Origin of the sequence: Rhizobium quercicola, from assembly GCF_021168455.1 — a bacterium.
GTDB lineage: Bacteria > Pseudomonadota > Alphaproteobacteria > Rhizobiales > Rhizobiaceae > Ferranicluibacter > Ferranicluibacter quercicola.
Map to the genome: position 1 here is coordinate 174,838 of NZ_JAJOZR010000006.1, position 18,505 is coordinate 193,342.

The window sequence follows — 18,505 nt, forward strand, 5'->3', positions numbered from 1 at the left end:
GCGCTGTCATCGCGACGCCCGGGCCGTCCATGGATCGACATGACCATTGTACGACGCTCCGAGGGACTTGGCTTTCTGACGCCGCTGGTCGGCTTTCTCCTGCTGTTCCTCGGCTTCCCCGCCATCATCAATCTGGTCTACTCCGTCTCCACGGTGACGTTCGAGACGTTGCGCGCGCCGACGATCAGCGGTTTTGGCAACTATCTCGCCGTGCTTGCAGATAGGGATTTCTGGCGGGCAACATCCTTCTCTCTCCGCTTCGGCCTGCTGACGGCCATTGCGGAATGCCTGCTCGGCCTGTTCCTGGCGGTATTCCTCGCCCCCCTTCTGACGAAGCGTCCCGTGCTGATGGCGCCGTTGATGTTGCCATTGATGGTGGCGCCGGCGATGGTCGGCCTGATGTACCGGCTGGTGCTGCATGAGTTTGCGGGGCCGGTGCCCCACTATCTCTTCGAATGGTTCGGCGACAGCCCGGCCTTTCTCGACATCAACAATGCCTTCTGGACGCTGAGTGTCGTCGAAATCCTGCAATGGACGCCATTCGCCTTCCTGCTGTTCTACATGGCCTATGTCGCCGTACCCAACGATATCCGCGAGGCCGCCGCTCTCGACGGCGCTTCGGGCTGGAAGGTGCTCTGGCTCATCGAACTGCCTCTGATGCTGCCGACGCTCGTCATCGCCGTCTTCATCCGGTTTATCGACGGCTTTCGCGTGTTCGACAATGTCTACGCCCTGACCGGCAGCGGCGCTGGCGGCTCGACGATGTCGTTATCGATCTACATCTACCAGGCCTTCTTCAAGCAAGGGGCGATCGGCAAGGCCGTGGCTGCATCCGTGGTGCTGTTTCTGGCCTCGCTCGCCGTCCTTTCCATGCTGAACTGGCTGGCCAGCCAGCGGCGCAGGAGATAGACCATGATGAAAACCTTGCGCTGGATCGTCTTTGTCATTGCCGTTCTCGCGATGAATTTTCCCATCATCGTCACACTCGTCACGTCGTTCAAAAGCGCGCGCGAACTGTCGGTCAATCCCGGCCTCTGGATCGGCCAGCCGACGATCGAGAACTATCTGCGGATCCTCACGCAGACGGACCGGTTCAATATCTATGCCTATCTGTGGAACAGCACCGTCGCCGCATTGATCGGGACGGGCCTGGCCATCCTGCTCGCGTTTCCCGCTGCCTATGCGATTGCCAAAAGCGATGTCGGACGGCGGACGCTCCTGCCGATTGTCATCAACCTGCGCGCCGTACCGCTGATCATCTTCGCGATCCCGCTCTACATGATGTATCAGTGGCTTGGACTGCTCGACACCCAGCTCGGCCTCGGGCTGATCCTCACCATCGTCAACATACCGCTGGCGCTCGTGATCCTCGTTGATGCCATTTCCGACGTTCCGCTTGAGCTTGACGAGGCGGCGAGGATGGACGGTGCCAGTTCCTGGCAGATCATGACACGGATCGTTCGTCCCGTCGTCCGCCCAGCGCTCGTGACGACCTTCATTTTCGGGTTCATCACGGCGTGGAACGAATTTCTCTTCGGTTTGATGCTGACCACCAGCCGAGCCGTTCCTGCAACCGTCGGCGCGTCGTTCTTCTTCGCGGCCAGCGGTGGCGGCGTTCAGTGGGGAACAGCCTCTGCCGTCATGGTCCTTGGTGCCTTGCCACCCGTTCTCCTCGGACTGGTCATGTACCGTCAGATTTCCGGCTCGATGATGGCGGGCGCGGTCAAAGGGTAGCGTGGATCTGCATCGTTCCAACGCGACGGATAGGCGCATCCCGCGCGGGGCGCCGTTTAAATCTTCAGCTTCAGATGTTCTGAAACCACGAGCCCGGCCGCCCCTCGCAAGGCGGTATGGCCTTCGCCGAGGCCGTTGCTGACGATGGTGATGTCCTGGTTGGGACGTGTGAGGACGAAGCTGCGCACATGGCGTTCGATGGCGCTCGACAGACCTGCCCCACCGGTCGCGGCGTCACCGTGCAGGATGTAGAAATTGAGCGACAGCGTCTGCTGCAGGTTGGCGATGCCGACGGCGATGTTGCGGGCGTAGCGGTCGAGCAGGCTTTCGGCGCGCGACCCGCCGCCTTCGGCCTCGGCGACCAGACGTGCGCTTGTCACCGTGTCGGGCCTGTCCAGACCGAGCCTCTCCGCTTCGCGTCTCAGCCAGGAGAGGGTGGCGATCGTTTCCCAGCAGCCTTGCTTGCCGCAATTGCAGGCATGTCCGTCGAGCTGAACGACGGTGTGCCCGAGTTCGCCACCGGACCCGGCAAGACCGCGATAGACCTGGCCGTTGATGTAATAGGCGCCGCCGAGAACCTCGCCGGTGTAGATGGCGGCGAAATTCTGTTGTCCGCGCCCTGGCCCGAACCATCGGTCGCCGACCAGAAGCGCGCGGGGATGGTGGTCGATGACGACGGGCAAGCCGAAATGTGTGCCCAGAATGTCGGTGATCGGAAGACCCGTCAGGACGGGTGCCAGACTGACGGTCACGATCACGCCCCTGTCGCTGTCGATCATGCCGCCGGCAGCGATGCCAATGCCGAACGGCGGCTGCGCCGCTTGTTCGAGCGACCGCGCCAGCGTTTCCGTGAGAATCCGTTTGAAGGCCTCGACGTCGCCGTTCACATCGAAGGTCGCCTTTTCGAGCGCGGAGATTTCGCCCGTCAGGGTGACAAGACAGGTCTGGATTCTGCCGGGAAGCAGAAGAACGGCAGCGAGCATCGGCGCATCGCGGTTGAAGAACAGAGGCCGCGCGGGTTTTCCGCCCTGGACGGCCGGACGTGCGGCCTTGCCTTCGACCAGAAGCTTTTCCTCGATCATCGGCTGGACGATGCCGGTCACGGTCGTCCTGTTGACGCCAGCCTTGCGCGCAAGATCGGCCCGGCTCGTCGGACCGTTGTCGTAGAGCGCCTGGAGAATGCGGCCCCGGTTGATGGCACCAATATCCGACGGGGAAACCAGCATCATGGCGGTCGATGACGCGCCCTCGGCGCCAGGTTCGGTTCTGCCGCTGTCCGACTTCGTCGCCCGCAGGCCGCTCAAGGTGTTCCTGTTGTGAAGATCAGAGACCACGGCATCTTTCCTGTTCAATCGGTACGGACCCGGAGCATCGTGCCATTCGTGTCGTCTTATCATGCGCGTCGTTGATGGAAACCGCTTCCGCCTTTTCTCTGCAGACCCATGCATGGCGGCGCACAAAATTCTCGGCTCACATCGTCGCGATTGACACGTAGCATAAGTTTGTGCGATGTACAAACATACTGCCTCGAAGAAGTGCAGGCAGATAACGGGAACATCGACGCAAGCCATCATCGTGCAGGAAACACGAAAGATGCGCCGCTTGCGCCAGCGACAAACTGTGGAGAGAGACATGCAGAAGGATACGATCGCCTTATCACGTCGGAACCTGCTCAAGGGCGTTTCGGCGGCAGCCGTTTGTTCGGGTGTCCTGGGTGCCGTCTCGGCGCCGCGGGCGCAGGCACAGGACGTGACCAGCGTTCGCGTGCTCTCCGTGGAGGACCCCTTCTTCTTTTCGATGAAGGCGATGTTGCCTGATTTCGAAAAGGAGACAGGCATCAAGGTCGAGTTGGAAAGCCTCTCCTACGATGCCCTCCAGGCGCGCCTTGTCTCTGCCTTCGTCGCCAATACCTCGGACGCCGATGTCATCGCCGTCGATCAGATGTGGCTCGGACAGTATCTCGACAATGGCTGGATCATCTCCCTCAACGACCATATCGCCAAGGATGCGGATATCGATCTTGCCGACTTTATCCCGGAGGTCCTGTATTCCTCCAATATGTGGCGCGGGCAGATCGCGACGCTGCCTGTTGCGGCCTACGCTCAAGGCGTGATGTATCGAAAAGACATGTTCGAGGCGCTGGGCATCGCCGCGCCACCGACGGATACCTCGGATGCCTGGACGTGGACGGCCTATATCGACACGCTGAAAAAGCTCGAAGGCAAGTCCTTCAAGGATATGCCGGTGTTTCCCACCGTCGTTTGCGGCTCGCAGCCGTCGCCGATCGTCCATATGTTCACCCAGATCTCGGCGAGCCACGGCGCGTCATGGTTCAAGTCCTTTCCGGCAAAGCCTTGGGATTTCGAGCCGACGCTTTCGGGTCCCGCCTGGGAGACCTCGATCGAGGTCTATCGTGAGCTCTACCGGCTGTCGCCGCCAGAGGCGATCAACTACGTCTGGTTCGATGCCGGTACCCGGTTCGCCAAGGGCGATATCGGCATGTTCTACTGGTGGACGCCGTATTTCTACCTGATCAAGAATTCGGGCTACATGACGGGCAGCAAGTCCTCGGTGATGGATGTCTACGCGACCGCGGCTCTGCCGAAGGCCGAGGGTGTGGCGCAAACCATCAGCGTCGGCGGCTGGAGCCTCGGTGTGCCCGCCAGTTCGGTCAAACAGGCGGCAGGCTATGCCTTCATCAAATGGGCGACCTCCAAGGCGACCCAGAAGAAGATGGCGCTTTGGCCGGACCTCAACTACCAATTCTCCGATTTTGGTCGCGCCTCCCTTTACGAGGACAAGGATCTGAAGGCGATCTACCCCTATCTCGACGTACAGTATCGCATGATGAAGCAGGGCAACGGCAAGATCACGCGACCGCCCGTTCCCGGTTACACGGCACTCGAAAGCGTGTTCGGTCTCACGCTGAACCAGCTCCTCACCGGCACGGAGGCGCCAGCGCCGGCGCTCGAGCGGACGAACAGCCTGTTTGCGAGCATCCTGAAGGGCAACTTCATGATCCCCTATCAGAAGGAAAGCTTCGATGACACGCTCGACGGTGCCAAAGCCCTGATCGGCAAGCTCGCGAAGAGCTGATGTGCGCGCGGCCCGCGCCTGCCTGCGCTGGTCGGCGGGGCAGGCGTTTCGGGAACTCTCAATCAGGACGGTGATATGACGACGATAATGGTCCATGCACCCGTTGCCGCTGCAACTGGCCGGCGAAGCTTCGTTCGCCGAAACCTGCCCTATCTGCTGATCGCGCCATCCGTCATCATGCTGCTGGTCCTGATTGCCTATCCGCTGCTGTTTGCGCTGCGATCCAGCTTCTATTTCTGGAACCTTCAGATCGGACCTGAGCCACAAGCCTTCGTTGGCTTCGACAATTACGTCCAGGCCCTCAACGCCTTCGATTTCCGGGCAGCGCTCACCAACACGCTGCTGCTCTCCTTTGTGGGAACGGCCGCAGAATTCGCGCTCGGCCTTTCGATCGCTCTCATCTTGCTTCGAGCACTGCCCGGCATGAATGTCGTGCGGGCATTGCTCATTCTGCCCACGACGATCGCTCCCATCGTCGTGGGCTTTTTATTCCGCTACCTCTACGATCCCGGCGGGGGGCTCCTGACCTGGGTGCTGACGTCCATCGGCATTCCGATCCCGGCTGTCGGCCTCCTTGGCTCGCCCTCGACAGCGCTTGCCGCCGTCCTCTTCGCCGACATCTGGCAATGGACCCCCTTCTTCGCGATCGTCCTTTATGCGAGCCTTCTCTCGGTGCCGGAGGAGATCATCGAGGCGGCACGGCTCGATCGCGCTTCGGCCTGGACGATTCTGATGCGGATCAAGCTGCCGCTGATTAAGCGAACCGCCATCATCATCGTGATGCTCCGCTTCATGCAACTCTTCAACACCTTCGACACGGTGCTGGTGCTGACACGTGGCGGCCCGGGCACCTCGACACGCACGCTCGGCTACTCGCTTTACGAGCAGGGCTTGATCAACTTCAACATCGGGCTCGTCAGCGCCATGACGTGGATCACGGTCCTGATCGTCAACATCATCGTCGCCCTCTACGTCTTCTTCGCCTTCCGAAACGAGGAGTGGTGACATGTCCTCAGCAAAGACGAGCATTTACACGATCCTGACCTATGCTGCGGGCCTTCTGTTTCTCGCGGTGTTTATCGGGCCCATCCTCTGGTTCATCGCGCTGGCGCTCCGCCCGCCGGAAACCGCCTTCGCGATGCCGCCGCAGTTCGCCTTCACGCCGACGCTCAACGCCTTCCGCCACATCCTCGTCGATCCCGGCACGAACGCGCCGCAGCTCGTCAACAGCCTCGTCGTCGCCATTGGCGCCGTGCTCCTCAACCTGCCTTTCTCGATCCCTGCCGCCTATGCGCTGTCGCGGTTCAAGCTGCGGGGCAAGAAGAACATCATGCTCTGGTATCTCGGTCTGCTGATGGCCCCGCCGATCGCCTTTCTCATTCCGTACTTCGTGCTGATGAACCGCATCGGTCTCACCGGCTCCTACCTCTCCATGGTGCTCGTGCTGCAGACCATGACCATTCCCTTCTCAGTCTGGCTGATGAAGAGCTTCATCGACGAGGTGCCGGCCGAACTGGAAGAGGCGGCCCGAATGGACGGCGCCCGCTGGTACACGATCATGTGGCGCATCACGCTGCCGATCGTGCGCCCCGGCATCATTGTCACCTCCATGTTTGCCTTCGTCTTCGCCTGGAACAACGCGGCCTTCCCCCTCGTGCTCAGCGCACGATCCACGGCCACGCTTCCCGTGGGCACGCTCGGCTACTTCGCCACCAGCGGTGTCACCTGGAACTACATCGCCGCGGCTGCCGTGGTCGCGATGATCCCGCCGATGATCATCTTTCTCGTTTTCGACCGCTACGTGGTTCGAGGTCTCACCTTTGGTTCGGTGAAAGGCTGATCGGCCACCTTTTTGGAGTAGAACTGACATGACCAAACTGAGAATGGGCGTCATTGGCGCCGGCCTCTGGGGCACCAACCACGCCCATACCTTCAACGTGCTGCCCGAGACCGAACTCGTTGCGGTCTGCGATATCGACGAAAGCCGGGCGCAGAAGATGAAGGAAAGCTCCGGTGCGGCTTTCGCGCTGACGGACTATCGGGCACTCGTGGCACGTGACGATATCGATGCCGTTTCCGTGGCGACCCCCGATTTTACCCATACGCCGATCATTTTGGCCGCACTGAAGGCAAACAAACACGTCTTGAGCGAGAAACCACTTGCGACCACCGTTCGCGAGGCCGAGGACATTGCGGAAGCTGCAGCCGCCTCCAAGGGCAAGCTGATGATCGATTTTCATAACCGGGTGAACCCCATTCTGGCACAGGTCCGCACGATGGTGCAGTCCGGCGAGATCGGGTTGCCCCGCCATGGTATGGCACGCCTCTCGAACACCACGTTCGTGCCATTCGAAATGCTGAGCTGGGCTGCAAAATCCTCCGCTCTCTGGTTTCTCGGCAGCCATCTCGTGGATGTCCTCCGCTTCATCCTCAGTGATGAAGTCGTCAGGGTCTATGCCGTGACACGCGACGGCGTCTTGAAAGCCGGCGGCGTCGATACGCGGGATTTCCATCTGTGCATCCTCGAGTTTGCGGGCGGCGCTGTCGTGACGATGGAGAACAGCTGGATTCTCTCGCGCGACAACCCGTCGCTTGTCGATTTCAAACTGGAGCTGGTGGGCGACAAGGGCCAGATCCAGGCCGATCCGACCCACAATGGCGGCTTGCGTCGGATGGTCGAGGGCGGCCTGCGCTATTCAGACTATATCGGCATGACGCCGACCGGCGAGACCCGCATCGGCGGCTTCGTTCTGGAGTCCATCGGTCGCTTTGTCGATGCCGTCGTGCGCGATGCGCCGCTGCTGGCCGATGCGATGGACGGCTTGGCCAACACCAAGGTTCTCGCAGCGATCGAAGCGTCCGCTGCCAGCGGCAAGGCCGTCGACATCGCCTGATCCTTCCCGAGACCGCCGCCCTGATCGTCTACGGGGCGCGGTCCAACTTTGACATGCAAGGAGTCATCTCAATGGCATCGCTCGCCTTCGACCGGGTCGGAAAGACATATCCGGATGGAACGGTCGCCGTTTCCAATGTGAGCTTTACGATCGAGGACGGCGAGTTCGTCGTGCTCGTCGGCCCGTCCGGCTGTGGAAAATCAACGCTTCTGCGGATGGCCGCAGGCCTTGAGATGCTCAACAGCGGACGACTGATCATGGACGACCGCGATGTCAGCCATGTCGAGCCGCAGGATCGCGATATCGCAATGGTGTTTCAGAACTACGCCCTCTACCCGCATATGACGGTCTACGAAAACATGGCGTTCGGCTTGCAACAGCGAAAGATGCCGAAGGGTGAGATCGACCGGCTTGTGCGTGAAGCAGCGGACATGCTGGACCTTACGCGCTACCTTCAGCGCAAGCCGGGGGCCCTTTCTGGGGGCCAGCGGCAGCGCGTTGCGATGGGGCGCGCGATCGTTCGCCACCCCTCGGCCTTTCTGATGGACGAGCCGCTGTCCAATCTCGACGCGAAATTGCGTGTCCAGATGCGTGGCGAGCTGAAGCTTCTGAACGAGCGCCTCGACGTGACGACTCTTTACGTGACGCACGACCAGGTGGAAGCCATGACCATGGGCGACCGGGTTGCCGTGCTCAAGCCCGTGAGCAGCGCGGCCGAAAGCAACCTGCAGCAGATCGACACGCCGCAGATGCTCTATGACCGTCCGGCAAACCTGTTCGTTGCCGGCTTCATCGGCTCGCCGGCCATGAACTTCGTCCGTGTCGACCTCTCAACCAGCGCCGCCGGGCTGACGGCAACCATCGTCGGCACGGGCACGCAGATCGTCCTGCCTGCCAACGCCGCCTTGTCCTCTTTTGCCGGACGTCAGGCGATCATGGGTATCCGGCCCGAAATGTTCCGGGTCTGCACTCCGGAGGAGGCGATCTTCAACGAGGTCGTGCCGGTCGCCGAAGCGCTCGGGGCGGATACCTTTGTCTTCTTCGACATCCCGTCGCCGCCGGTCGATGTGACGGATGCCGAGGAAGCGGGGACACCCAGCAGCAAGGGCAAGAACCGGCTCGTCGCGCGCATTCCCCCATCCAAAACACCCCGCGCCCGAGAACGCCTGCCACTGACGGTCGAGCTGGAAAGTCTCCATTGGTTCGATCCGCTGTCGGGTCTCGCGATCTGCTGAAAAGCGATTGGCATTTACGGCATGCAAAGCCGGGGTTCACTCGGAAAGGACCAAGTCTCCCGAAAATTTCCCTGCAAATTTTTTTCTTTTCGCTTGTAAAAATCTCGCCCGGTGTGAATTTGACGTCGAACGTGGGTTTGGGTGAAAAGCGGTAGGCAGGACGCGTGCATGGCGAAGAAAAGCTATAAGTCCATGGACGAATTCGCCAATGCCTGCGGTGTTTCGCGCCCGACCCTATCGAAGTATTTCCACGATCCGTCGAACGTCAAGGAGGTCACGCGCAAGCGGATCGAGGCGGCGTTGAAGAAGTCGAACTTCGAGCCCAACCTCTTTGCGCGACACCTGAACCGCAAGCGCACGCGCAATATCGGCGTGCTGGTTCCCACGATCTCCGACCCTTTCTATGTGCAGGTGGTCACTCTCATCGAGTTGGAGCTTCGCGCCAGGGGGTACTGGCCCATCCAGATTTCCTCGCATACACGGCCCGATCTGGAAGAAGAGGCGATCCGCACGCTGCTGGCACTGAAGGTCGCGGGAGCCATTGTTGCCCCGCTCGGTGCCGGCTCACAGGCGTCCACGCTTCAAAGGCTGACGGATACGATTCCCGTTGTCTGCTTTGACAGTCCGGCGAGCTTCGACTTGCCCTATGTCGGCAACGACAATGCGCAGAGCGTGGCGGCCATGGTGCAGTATCTCTGTCGCTCGGGCGAGCCGCCGGTCTTTCTGGAGATTCCGCAGGTCAACGAAAACTCCGGCGAACGGCAGGAGAGCTATCGGGCGACGATGCTGAAGGAGGGGCATGAACCGCTGGTGATCGACTGCGAAACGCCGGCATCCTGGGAATTCGAACGGCTGGGCTTCGAGCAGATGCAGACGATCCTGAAGCGGGACGGCCTTCCGGGCCGCACGCTGTTCTGCGCCAATGATCGCTTCGCCTTCGGTGCGATGGCCGCGGCGTTTGCGGCCGGGCTGAAGATCGGGCGGGGCGAGGGCTGCGATGTGCGGATCGCCGGCCATGACGACCATCCGCTCAGCCGTTACACGTGCCCGCCCTTGACGACCATGGCGCAGAACGCGGCCGCCATCGCCGCGACGAGCGTCGAAATCCTGCTTCGCCGGATCGACGATCTGGACGAGGGGCGTCCGATGCAGGACGACAAGGTCATTCTCGAGGCAACGCTGGTCATGCGGGAGTCCGCCTGAAGCTTATCGTCGTGCCCCGCCGCCTTTCGCATCGAACCTTTCCCAGGCTTCGGCGGCGGCCGTCAGGGCTTCCAGCGCTTCCGGGATCATGCCGCCCATGGAGACGAAGCCGTGGATCTGGCCCGGCCATGTCCTGACGATCGCCTCCGCCTCCGTTTTCAGGCGCTCGGCATAGGCGGCGCCCTCGTCGTAAAGCACGTCATGACCGGCAAGGGCGACGAAGGCCGGGGCGATACCGTGCAGCGACGAGGCCAGCAGCGGAGACAGGCGCCAGTCCGTCCTGTCGACGCCTTCCGGCAGGTAGTGCGCGCGGAACCAGGCCATGCCGGCGGCGGTGAGCCCGAAATCCGTGGCGTATGCGGCATAGCTGTCGGAGGTTTGCCGCTGGTCCGTCACCGGGTAGATCAGGATCTGCGCCGTCACCTGCGGCAGCGTGCCGTCCCGCGCCATCAGTGCAAGAACCGCCGCGAGATTTCCGCCGGCACTGTCTCCGCCGACCGCGATGCGGCCGGGATCGATGCCGTAGCGATCGCCGTGCGCCGCCATGTCGGCGAGCACCGCGGCGCAATCCTCAAGTGCTGCGGGATAAGGATGGTCAGGTGCGAGCCGGTAGTCGGGCGAGACCACGACGGCGCCCGCCAGGTTTGCAAGGATGCGGCAGATATCCTCATGGCTCTCCGGCGCCCCGATGACCCATCCGCCGCCATGCAGGTAGAGAAGGGCCGGCGCATGGTCGACCGGTGCGCGCTGCCCGCGCCAGATCCGCAGACGCAGCGGCCCGAGAAAGCGTTCCTGCGTCGCCGCGACGTCTTCGAGCGGCTTTTGCAGCCGGGCGAAGCCTTCGAGAAAGCCGCTGCGGGCCTCTTCCGGCGACAGCGTCTCGATCGGCGGCGCATCGTCTCGTGCTGCCATGTCGAGGACGCGCCTTGCGGAGCGATCGAGCCCGGTCATGCGAGCAGGCTCCGGGCTTCATCTTCTCGCAGTTCTGCCGGCTGGTCCAGCACCCCCTCGATCGCTTGAGCGTTTCCGGTTTCGCCCGCGCGCAAGATACCCTCCATGATCTCCAGCACATGCAGCGCAAGGTCGCCCGAGGCACGCGGCTGACGTTTTTCGGTGATGGCGCGGGCGAGATCGGCGAGGCCGAGCATGCGATAGTTTGCTCTGTCTGGCGCCTCGACGGGCCAGTTGACGGCGCCGTAGGGAAGCGTCGCGGTATCCGTCGTCTTCCAGCCGTCGCCCCGCGCGGAGAGGGCCACCATGCCGCCGAACGTATCGGGATCCGGCAGTCGGAGCGATCCCTCCGTGCCGTGCAGTTCGATCGGATGGTTGGAATGTCGGAAAACATCCCAGGACGCACCGAAGGTGACCGTGGTGCCGTTTTGAAATTCGAGCAGAGACAGAACGCTCGTCGGTGTGCCCACGGAGAAGCGGGTGCCCTTCTTCGGGCCGTCCGCCGTGATCAGCCGGTCCTTCTGGCCGCTGGTGGCCACGGCCTGCACCCGACGGACGGGGCCTATGAGGTTGACCAGCATTGTCAGATAATAGGGACCCATATCCATGACCGGGCCGGCGCCGGGCTGATAATAGAAACCGGGGTCCGGATGCCAGTGCTCCATGCCGCGCCCCATCATGAAGGCGGTGCCGGTCACCGGCCGGCCGATCGCGCCGGCCTCCATCAATCGCCGGGCATGCCGCCCGGCCGCGCCGAGAAACGTATCGGGCGCCGAGCCGATCAGAAGCCCGCGTGCCGCGGCATCCCGCACAAGCCGGCGACCGAGCTCTGCCGTCACAGCCAGGGGCTTTTCCGTGAAGACGTGCTTCTGCGCCTCCAGAGCCTGCATCGAAATGTCGAAATGCGCGGCGGGAATGGTGAGGTTGAGCACGAGATCGACATCGGCCGCCGCCATCAGGGCATCCACGCTGCTCGCGCGCAGGCCGAACTGTGCGGCACGCTGGTCGGCTGCCTGCGGATTGACATCGGCGCAAGCGACAATCGCGACGTCGCGGAACAGCGGCGCGTTGCGCAGGTAAGCCATCGAGATGTTGCCGCATCCCACGATGCCGATCCGAAGAGGTTGCCTTGATGTGTTCGTCATGTGCGGAACCTGCTCTTGAGCCGTGTGGTCGAAAACACGCAGACAAATATGTTGACGTGCGATAAGATTTTATCTTACGTACAACCAACCAATCTGGGAGGCAACGGTGACATTCATCAAAATCACGACGGCCTCCCGTCCTCTCGGTGGCATCGACATCTGCCGCCGCAAGGTCGTTGCCGCTCGCCGCGTCGCCCGCATATCCGCCTGACGAAGCCGGCACGGCGTCTGCCGGCAACGGACGGTGACGGCCGCGCGACGAACCCGGAAACCATGACAGGAACAGACGGATGACGAAAACGGAACTGACGTTCGGCTGCCAGACCTACACATGGGAAATGCTGGGCTCCGCGTGGAAAGGCGGGCCGGACGACCTGATCGCGGCGGTCGCCCATGGCGGCTACACCGGCCTTGAGATCACCAACACGATGATTGGCGATTACGCGGCGCGGCCCGCGGCGTTTGCGCGGGCGCTGCGCGATGCCGGGCTGACGCTTGTCTCCTTCGCCTTCGGTTCCGACAGCGGTTTCACACTGCCCGACCGGATGGAAGACGATCTGGATGCCGTCACGCGCTGGGTGGATTTCGTCGCCGGTTTTCCCGGTGCGCTGGTCTCCCTCGGCTCCGCCACATCCGTGTCGGATGGCCCACGCGAAGACGGCTTCGGAATCGCGTCCGAAATCTACAACAGGGCAAGCGATATCGGGCGTGCGGCCGGCGTCGCCGTCGCCGTTCACCCATCCTCCCATCACCGGACGCTGCTGTACACCCGCAGCGACTACGACCAGATCTTCTCGCGCCTCGACCCGCAGGTCGGCTGGGTGCCTGATACGGGGCATATCCTGCGGGGCGGCCAGACAATGGCCGACACGCTTGTCGCGTATCGGGATCGCATCCGCTACGTCCATCTCAAAGACGTGGATGCCGCGGGCGAGTGGGCGATGCTCGGCGCCGGCGTCTGTGACATCGGAGAGGTGATCGCCATCGTCGCGACGGCGCCGCACTTCAACGGCTGGATCGTCGTCGAGGAGGAATCGGAAGAGGCCGGCAGAGATCCGGCAAGTGCCGTGCGCATCAACCGCGAGACGCTTTCCCGCATGGGCTTTGCCGATGACCGCAAGGGAGCACAGTCGTGATCCGCAAACAGGAAAGACGGCTCCGGGTGGGCGTGCTCGGATGTGGGCCCATCGCGCAGTTCGCGCATCTGGAATCCTGCGTGAAGGCGGGAAATGCCGACCTCTATGCCATCTGCGATGCGGCGCCGGACCTTCTGGCGCGCATGGCGGCGACCTACGAGCCGCAACGTCGTTTCACCGATTATGACGAGATGCTGGCGGACCCGGAACTGGAGGCCGTTATCGTCGCAACGTCGGATGCCTATCACGTGCCGATGTCGATCAAGGCGCTCGAGGCCGGCAAGCACGTGCTCTGCGAGAAACCCATTGGCGTCTCGATTGAAGAGGGGGAGGCGCTGGCGCGCACCGTCGAGGCCTCCGGCAAGATCCTGCAGGTCGGGCACATGAAGCGGTTCGATCCGGCGCTGGAGGCGGCACGCGATTTCGTGCGCGACGACATGGGCGAGATCCTGGCGCTGAAGGCTTGGTACTGCGACAGCACGCATCGCTACACCAATACGGACGCCATCCAGCCGCTGCCCGTATCCAGCAAGCTGGCGCGACGACCGGGGGGCAATCCCAAGGCCGATCTCCGCCAATATTTCATGCTGGCGCACGGGTCGCATCTGGTCGACACCGCCCGCTTCTTCTGCGGCGACATCGTCGCGGTGCGCGCACGCCTGTCCACGCGCTTCGGCGCCTATTGCTGGTTTGTCGAGACCGAATTCGCCAATGGCGCACTCGGCCATCTCGACCTGACGGTGGCGGTGCGGATGGACTGGCACGAGGGCTTCCAGCTTTATGGCGAGAACGGCTCCGTCATCGCGAAAACGTTCAATCCCTGGTACTTTCGTGCGTCCGAGGTCGATATCTTCCATGAGAAAGATGCATCGTCGCGGCGCCCGCTCGGGGCCGACGGTCACTTTTTCCGCCGGCAGCTCGAAGGTCTTGCGGATACAATTCTCTACGGTGCGCCGATGCGCGGTGCCGATGTCCGTGACGGCCTTGCCTCCATCCGTGCCATGGTCGCGATCGCGCGCTCGGTCGAGACGGGCGAACGCGTCGCGCTCGCCTCCGTCACGGGAGCGGTCTGATGCAGCTCGGCATCTTCGCCAAGACCTTCGCCGGGACCGACCCGACACAGGTGCTGCTGGCGGCGCGCGCGGCCGGATACGGGACGGTGCAGTTCAACCTCGCCTGCGCCGGTCTGCCCTCGCTGCCGGACGAGATCGTGGACCCCAAGGCACTGATCGCGCGGATCGATGCGGCGCGTGTCGCATCCGGCGTTGGTATCGCGGCACTTTCCGGCACCTACAACATGGCGCATCCCGATCCTGCGGTCCGTGCCCGCGGACGGCTGGCGCTTGGCCACATCATTGATCTTGCAAGCGCGCTGAACATCCCGCTCGTCACGCTCTGCACCGGCTCCCGACATATCAGCGACCAGTGGGCGCACCATCCCGACAATGCGACGCCCGAGGCCTGGGCCGACATGGCCGGGGACATGGCCGAGGCACTCCGACGTGCCGAGGCCGCTGGGATCACGCTCGGTATCGAGCCGGAGCAGGCGAATGTCGTCACATCGGCCGAGGATGCTCGCCGGCTGATCGGGGAGATGGGATCGGATCGGCTGAGGATCGTGCTCGATCCCGCGAACCTGTTCGAGGCCGCGGATGCGCAGCGCGCACGCGAGATCGTCGCACGTGCCGTGGATATCGCGGCAGGGCTCACCGTCATGGCGCATGCCAAGGACCGGCATGCCGACGGCCGCTTCGCCGCACCGGGACGGGGCGTCGTGGATTTCGCTGATTTTGTCGCACGGCTGCGCGCCTCCGGCTTCGACGGCGCCGTCGTGACGCATGGCCTGGAACCGGAAGACGCGCCCGGCGTCGCCCGCTTTCTGGCCCCGCTGCTCGCGGTGCCGGCATGACGCAGACCGTTCTCTTCCAGCACGGATTGGGCGGCGACGACGCGCAGGTTGCCGCCAACTGGCCGGAGAGCGCGGATGCGCTGCGGGTGACGATCAACTGCCGTGGCCACAAGGATACGCCGCTCGGTCACGATCGGCCGTTCAGCATTCCGCTTTTTGCAAGAGACGCTCTTAAAGCCATGGCGGGGCATGACAGGTTCATCGCGGCCGGCATCTCGATGGGCGCTGCGATCGCTCTCTACCTGGCGTGCCACCATCCCGAGCGCGTGACGGGCCTCGTCCTCGTGCGGCCGGCCTGGAATGTCACGAGCGCCCCGGAGAACATGGCGCCCATCGCCGAGATGGCGGCCCTGCTGCAGCATTTTCCGCCCGAGGCAGCACGCGCAGCGTTTTCCGCCGGAGAGACCGGCCAGCGTCTCGCGCGGGATGCGCCCGACAATCTTGCCTCGCTGCTTGCCTATGCCGACAGGCCGCAGCCGTCGCGCTTTGCTGAAATACTTGCCGATATCGCGACGGGTTCTCCCGGCATCACCCGACAAGACGTCGAAGCCTTGCGGCTTCCCGCTCTGATCATCGCCAACGACAACGACGCCATTCATCCGCGCGCCTGCGCCGAAACGCTCGCGGCCGCGATACCCGGTGCTCGGCTCGTCAACGTGGCGTCGAAGGCGCTCGACCGAGATCGCCACCACCATGACGTCAAAGCCGCGATTGCGGACTTTCTCGCCTTGCACACCCGGAGCTCATCATGATCGACAACCACGCTCTTGCCATCTCGGCGCTGCCCCGCAACCGGCTGCTTGCGGAATTCTCGTTGTGGTCGGCCGATCTGGTCAATCTGGAACGTGATCTGAACCGGATCGAGGCGGTGGCGGATCTTCACCATATCGATGTTGCAGACGGGCGTTTTGCACCGGGATACCTGTTCTTCCCCGATCTCGTGGCCCAGATCTCGCAGCATACGAAGGTTCCGATCCACGTACACCTGATGGTGGAGGCCGACAGCGTGGAGGCGCAGGCAGCACAGTTCATCGAGGCCGGTGCCAGCCTTCTCAGCGTGCATGCCGAGAACGGCGAGGCCGGGCTTCGGGCACTGGCGGCCGCGCGCGAGGCCGGTGTCGTCGGCGGGGTGGTCCTGCGGCTGGAGACCCCGGTCGAGGCAATCCTGCCCTTCCTGCCGCATGTCGGCATGGTCACGCTGCTCGGCACGCGGATCGGCGTCAAGGGACAAAGCCTTGCGCCTGAAGCCTGCAGCCGGCTTGGGGACGCGCGGCGTCTCATCGAGGCGGCCGGGCGTGCGGAGATCATCCTCGCCGCCGACGGCGGTATCCGCGAGACCACGGTCCCGGATCTGCGTGCGGCGGGCGCGGAGACCGTCGTGCTGGGGTCGCTCGCCTTCGGCGCGTCGGATCTTGCTGCCCGGATCGCGTGGCTGCACGGGCTCGGCGGCAGGGCGGCATGACCGCCACCGCACTCGCCTTCGATCTCGGCGGTACGGATTTGCGGGCAGCGATCGTCACGCAGGCAGGCGAGGTACGGCAAGCCTTGACCGTGCCCACCCTCGCGCGCGAGGGTGTCGACGCGGTGCTCGATCAGATGACGTCTCTCGCCAAAACCTTGATGGCGGGAACGGACGGCACCATAGCCGGCGTCGGCCTCGGCGCGCCCGGGCCGCTGGATCCCCTGGCCGGCATCATGGTTGCGCCGCCGACGCTTTCCGGCTGGCACGATGTCGCCGTGGTCAAGCGGTTGTCCGCGCGGCTGGGCCTGCCGGTGTTCCTCGACAACGACGCGAACGTGGCAGCCCTCGGCGAATGGCGCCATGGCGCGGGACGAGGCTTCGAGACCGTACTGTTCGTCACCGTTTCCACCGGCATCGGCGGTGGCGTCGTCTCAAACGGACGCATCTTTCACGGCCGTCGCGGCCTGGCGGTCGAGATCGGCCATATGACCATCTCCGGTTTCGGCCCGACCTGCCTCTGCGGCAATGTCGGGTGTTTCGAGGCGCTGGCATCTGGAACCGCGCTCGGGCATCGCGGTGCCGACGCCGCCCTGCGGCCGGGCGGCGAGAAGATCGCTGCGGCCCAGTCGGCTATCGGTCGTCCGGGGGCGCGTGCCGTGGTGGAGGCGGCACGGGTGGACGATCCCGTCGCCCTCGCGCTGATCGCGAAGGAAGCGGAATGGCTCGGCATCGGATTGACCAACCTGCTGCACATCTTCTCGCCCGATATCGTCGTTTTCGGAGGCGGACTTTCGAATGCCTTCGATCTCCTGATCGGCGGCATTCGCAGCGTCGTTGCGACGCGGGCCATGTCGGCCTATCGCGACGTCGTCATCGTGCGGGCCGGGCTCGGAACGAATGCGGGGCTGGTGGGGGCCGCCGGTCTGGTCTTCACGCCATCCTCTTCCGCAACGCGCGAGGACCGGCATCAGACGTAGCGGACCTCGACGCCCAGCTTGTCCAGGCGGCTGCGAATCGAATAGGGCATGCCGGTATCCGTGATGATCATGTCGACGCGGGACAGCGAGAAGGCCTTGGACGAGGCGCCGGTATCCCACTTGGTCGAATCCGCCACCAGGATGACGCGCCGCGCCATGCGCACGAGGTTGCGCTTGGTGCGGGCGATATCTTCGGAGACGTCGACAACGTCGAAGGCGTGATCGATCGCATGCGCGCTGACGAAGGCCTGATGCGCGACCAGTCCGCCCACGGCCTTGTCGGCATCCGATACGATGGTACTGACCGTATGGGGAAACACCCGGCCGCCGATCATGTGGACGTCCAGTCCGGGGCGGTACATCAGGTGCTGGGCGATGTTCATGGCGGTGGTGGCCACGACCACATTGTGGACCGGCGGCATCTGCATCGCCAGCTGCAGCAGCGTCGAGCCGCTGTCGAAGACGATGGACTGGTTGTCGATGATGAGCCGCGCCGCCATCTGGGCGATCCGGCGCTTGGCCTCGAAATTCCGGTTCATCCGCTCCTCGAAGGCAGCAGCCGGCGAATCCACCGGCAAGGCGATGGCGCCGCCATGCGTCTTGATCAGCTGCTTCTTCGCATCGAGATTTTCGAGGTCCGCGCGAATGGTGACTTCGGACACGCCGAAGCGCTCCGCAAGCTCCCGCGTCTTTGCCTGCCCCCCGCGCTGGAGCTCAAGCATGATCTGGTGTCGTCTCTGTTGTGCGAGCATGATGGCTCCGA

Annotated in this window: 18 protein-coding genes; 14 read left to right on the forward strand and 4 right to left on the reverse strand. The window is 63.4% G+C overall.

What is annotated here, in order from left to right; translation table 11 throughout:
- Positions 1-39 precede the first annotated feature (39 nt).
- Positions 40-909 (forward strand): carbohydrate ABC transporter permease, encoded by an 870-nt coding sequence (locus tag LRX75_RS10945; RefSeq protein WP_231814285.1) that lies wholly within the window; start codon positions 40-42, stop codon positions 907-909.
- 3 nt (positions 910-912) lie between these two features.
- Positions 913-1,734 (forward strand): carbohydrate ABC transporter permease, encoded by an 822-nt coding sequence (locus LRX75_RS10950; protein ID WP_231814287.1) that lies wholly within the window; start codon positions 913-915, stop codon positions 1,732-1,734.
- Between the two features lie 56 nt (positions 1,735-1,790).
- Here LRX75_RS10950 and LRX75_RS10955 read toward each other — a convergent pair whose 3' ends face one another.
- A complete protein-coding gene (locus LRX75_RS10955) occupies positions 1,791-2,963 on the reverse strand; it encodes an ROK family transcriptional regulator (protein ID WP_231814525.1) in 1,173 nt (390 codons plus the stop codon).
- Positions 2,964-3,366: 403 nt separating this feature from the next.
- Between LRX75_RS10955 and LRX75_RS10960 the strand changes: the two genes are divergently transcribed.
- The 6 genes from LRX75_RS10960 (at position 3,367) to LRX75_RS10985 (ending at position 10,162) form a co-directional block, all read left to right on the forward strand.
- The gene (locus LRX75_RS10960) at positions 3,367-4,830 is read left to right on the forward strand and encodes an ABC transporter substrate-binding protein (RefSeq protein ID WP_231814289.1); all 1,464 of its coding nucleotides are present in this window, start codon (positions 3,367-3,369) and stop codon (positions 4,828-4,830) included.
- A 75-nt stretch (positions 4,831-4,905) separates the two neighbouring features.
- The gene (locus LRX75_RS10965) at positions 4,906-5,835 is read left to right on the forward strand and encodes a carbohydrate ABC transporter permease (protein ID WP_231814291.1); all 930 of its coding nucleotides are present in this window, start codon (positions 4,906-4,908) and stop codon (positions 5,833-5,835) included.
- A gap of 1 nt (position 5,836) precedes the next feature.
- The gene (locus LRX75_RS10970; RefSeq protein WP_231814292.1) at positions 5,837-6,670 is read left to right on the forward strand and encodes a carbohydrate ABC transporter permease; all 834 of its coding nucleotides are present in this window, start codon (positions 5,837-5,839) and stop codon (positions 6,668-6,670) included.
- A 28-nt stretch (positions 6,671-6,698) separates the two neighbouring features.
- Positions 6,699-7,724, forward strand: coding sequence for a Gfo/Idh/MocA family protein (locus LRX75_RS10975; RefSeq protein ID WP_231814294.1), 1,026 nt, complete (start codon positions 6,699-6,701; stop codon positions 7,722-7,724).
- Positions 7,725-7,795: 71 nt separating this feature from the next.
- Positions 7,796-8,959: an ABC transporter ATP-binding protein gene (locus tag LRX75_RS10980; RefSeq protein WP_231814296.1), complete on the forward strand. Its 1,164-nt coding sequence runs from the start codon at positions 7,796-7,798 to the stop codon at positions 8,957-8,959.
- Between the two features lie 168 nt (positions 8,960-9,127).
- Positions 9,128-10,162, forward strand: coding sequence for a LacI family DNA-binding transcriptional regulator (locus LRX75_RS10985; protein WP_231814298.1), 1,035 nt, complete (start codon positions 9,128-9,130; stop codon positions 10,160-10,162).
- A 3-nt stretch (positions 10,163-10,165) separates the two neighbouring features.
- Here LRX75_RS10985 and LRX75_RS10990 read toward each other — a convergent pair whose 3' ends face one another.
- Both LRX75_RS10990 and LRX75_RS10995 read right to left on the reverse strand, forming a co-directional pair.
- Positions 10,166-11,113, reverse strand: a complete 948-nt coding sequence (locus LRX75_RS10990; RefSeq protein ID WP_231814300.1) for an alpha/beta hydrolase — start codon at positions 11,111-11,113, stop codon at positions 10,166-10,168.
- Positions 11,110-12,258, reverse strand: a complete 1,149-nt coding sequence (locus LRX75_RS10995; RefSeq protein ID WP_231814302.1) for a Gfo/Idh/MocA family protein — start codon at positions 12,256-12,258, stop codon at positions 11,110-11,112. Before LRX75_RS10995 ends, LRX75_RS10990 begins: the two co-directional genes overlap by 4 nt.
- Before the next feature lie 290 nt (positions 12,259-12,548).
- Between LRX75_RS10995 and LRX75_RS11000 the strand changes: the two genes are divergently transcribed.
- Genes LRX75_RS11000 through LRX75_RS11025 form a run of 6 tightly spaced genes read left to right on the forward strand, consistent with a single transcriptional unit; the run spans position 12,549 to position 17,742 of the window.
- Positions 12,549-13,394, forward strand: a complete 846-nt coding sequence (locus LRX75_RS11000; RefSeq protein ID WP_231814304.1) for a sugar phosphate isomerase/epimerase family protein — start codon at positions 12,549-12,551, stop codon at positions 13,392-13,394.
- A complete protein-coding gene (locus LRX75_RS11005) occupies positions 13,391-14,467 on the forward strand; it encodes a Gfo/Idh/MocA family protein (RefSeq protein WP_231814306.1) in 1,077 nt (358 codons plus the stop codon). The genes LRX75_RS11000 and LRX75_RS11005 overlap by 4 nt, the downstream gene beginning before the upstream one ends.
- Positions 14,467-15,303: a sugar phosphate isomerase/epimerase family protein gene (locus tag LRX75_RS11010; protein WP_231814308.1), complete on the forward strand. Its 837-nt coding sequence runs from the start codon at positions 14,467-14,469 to the stop codon at positions 15,301-15,303. The genes LRX75_RS11005 and LRX75_RS11010 overlap by 1 nt, the downstream gene beginning before the upstream one ends.
- Positions 15,300-16,055: an alpha/beta fold hydrolase gene (locus LRX75_RS11015; protein ID WP_231814310.1), complete on the forward strand. Its 756-nt coding sequence runs from the start codon at positions 15,300-15,302 to the stop codon at positions 16,053-16,055. Before LRX75_RS11010 ends, LRX75_RS11015 begins: the two co-directional genes overlap by 4 nt.
- Positions 16,052-16,765 (forward strand): ribulose-phosphate 3-epimerase, encoded by a 714-nt coding sequence (locus LRX75_RS11020; RefSeq protein WP_231814312.1) that lies wholly within the window; start codon positions 16,052-16,054, stop codon positions 16,763-16,765. The genes LRX75_RS11015 and LRX75_RS11020 overlap by 4 nt, the downstream gene beginning before the upstream one ends.
- On the forward strand, positions 16,762-17,742 hold the full coding sequence (locus LRX75_RS11025; RefSeq protein WP_231814314.1) for an ROK family protein: 981 nt from the start codon (positions 16,762-16,764) through the stop codon (positions 17,740-17,742). Before LRX75_RS11020 ends, LRX75_RS11025 begins: the two co-directional genes overlap by 4 nt.
- Here LRX75_RS11025 and LRX75_RS11030 read toward each other — a convergent pair.
- Positions 17,733-18,494, reverse strand: a complete 762-nt coding sequence (locus tag LRX75_RS11030) for a DeoR/GlpR family DNA-binding transcription regulator (protein WP_231814316.1) — start codon at positions 18,492-18,494, stop codon at positions 17,733-17,735. The two genes, LRX75_RS11025 and LRX75_RS11030, sit on opposite strands and share 10 nt — an antisense overlap.
- Positions 18,495-18,505: the final 11 nt, after the last annotated feature.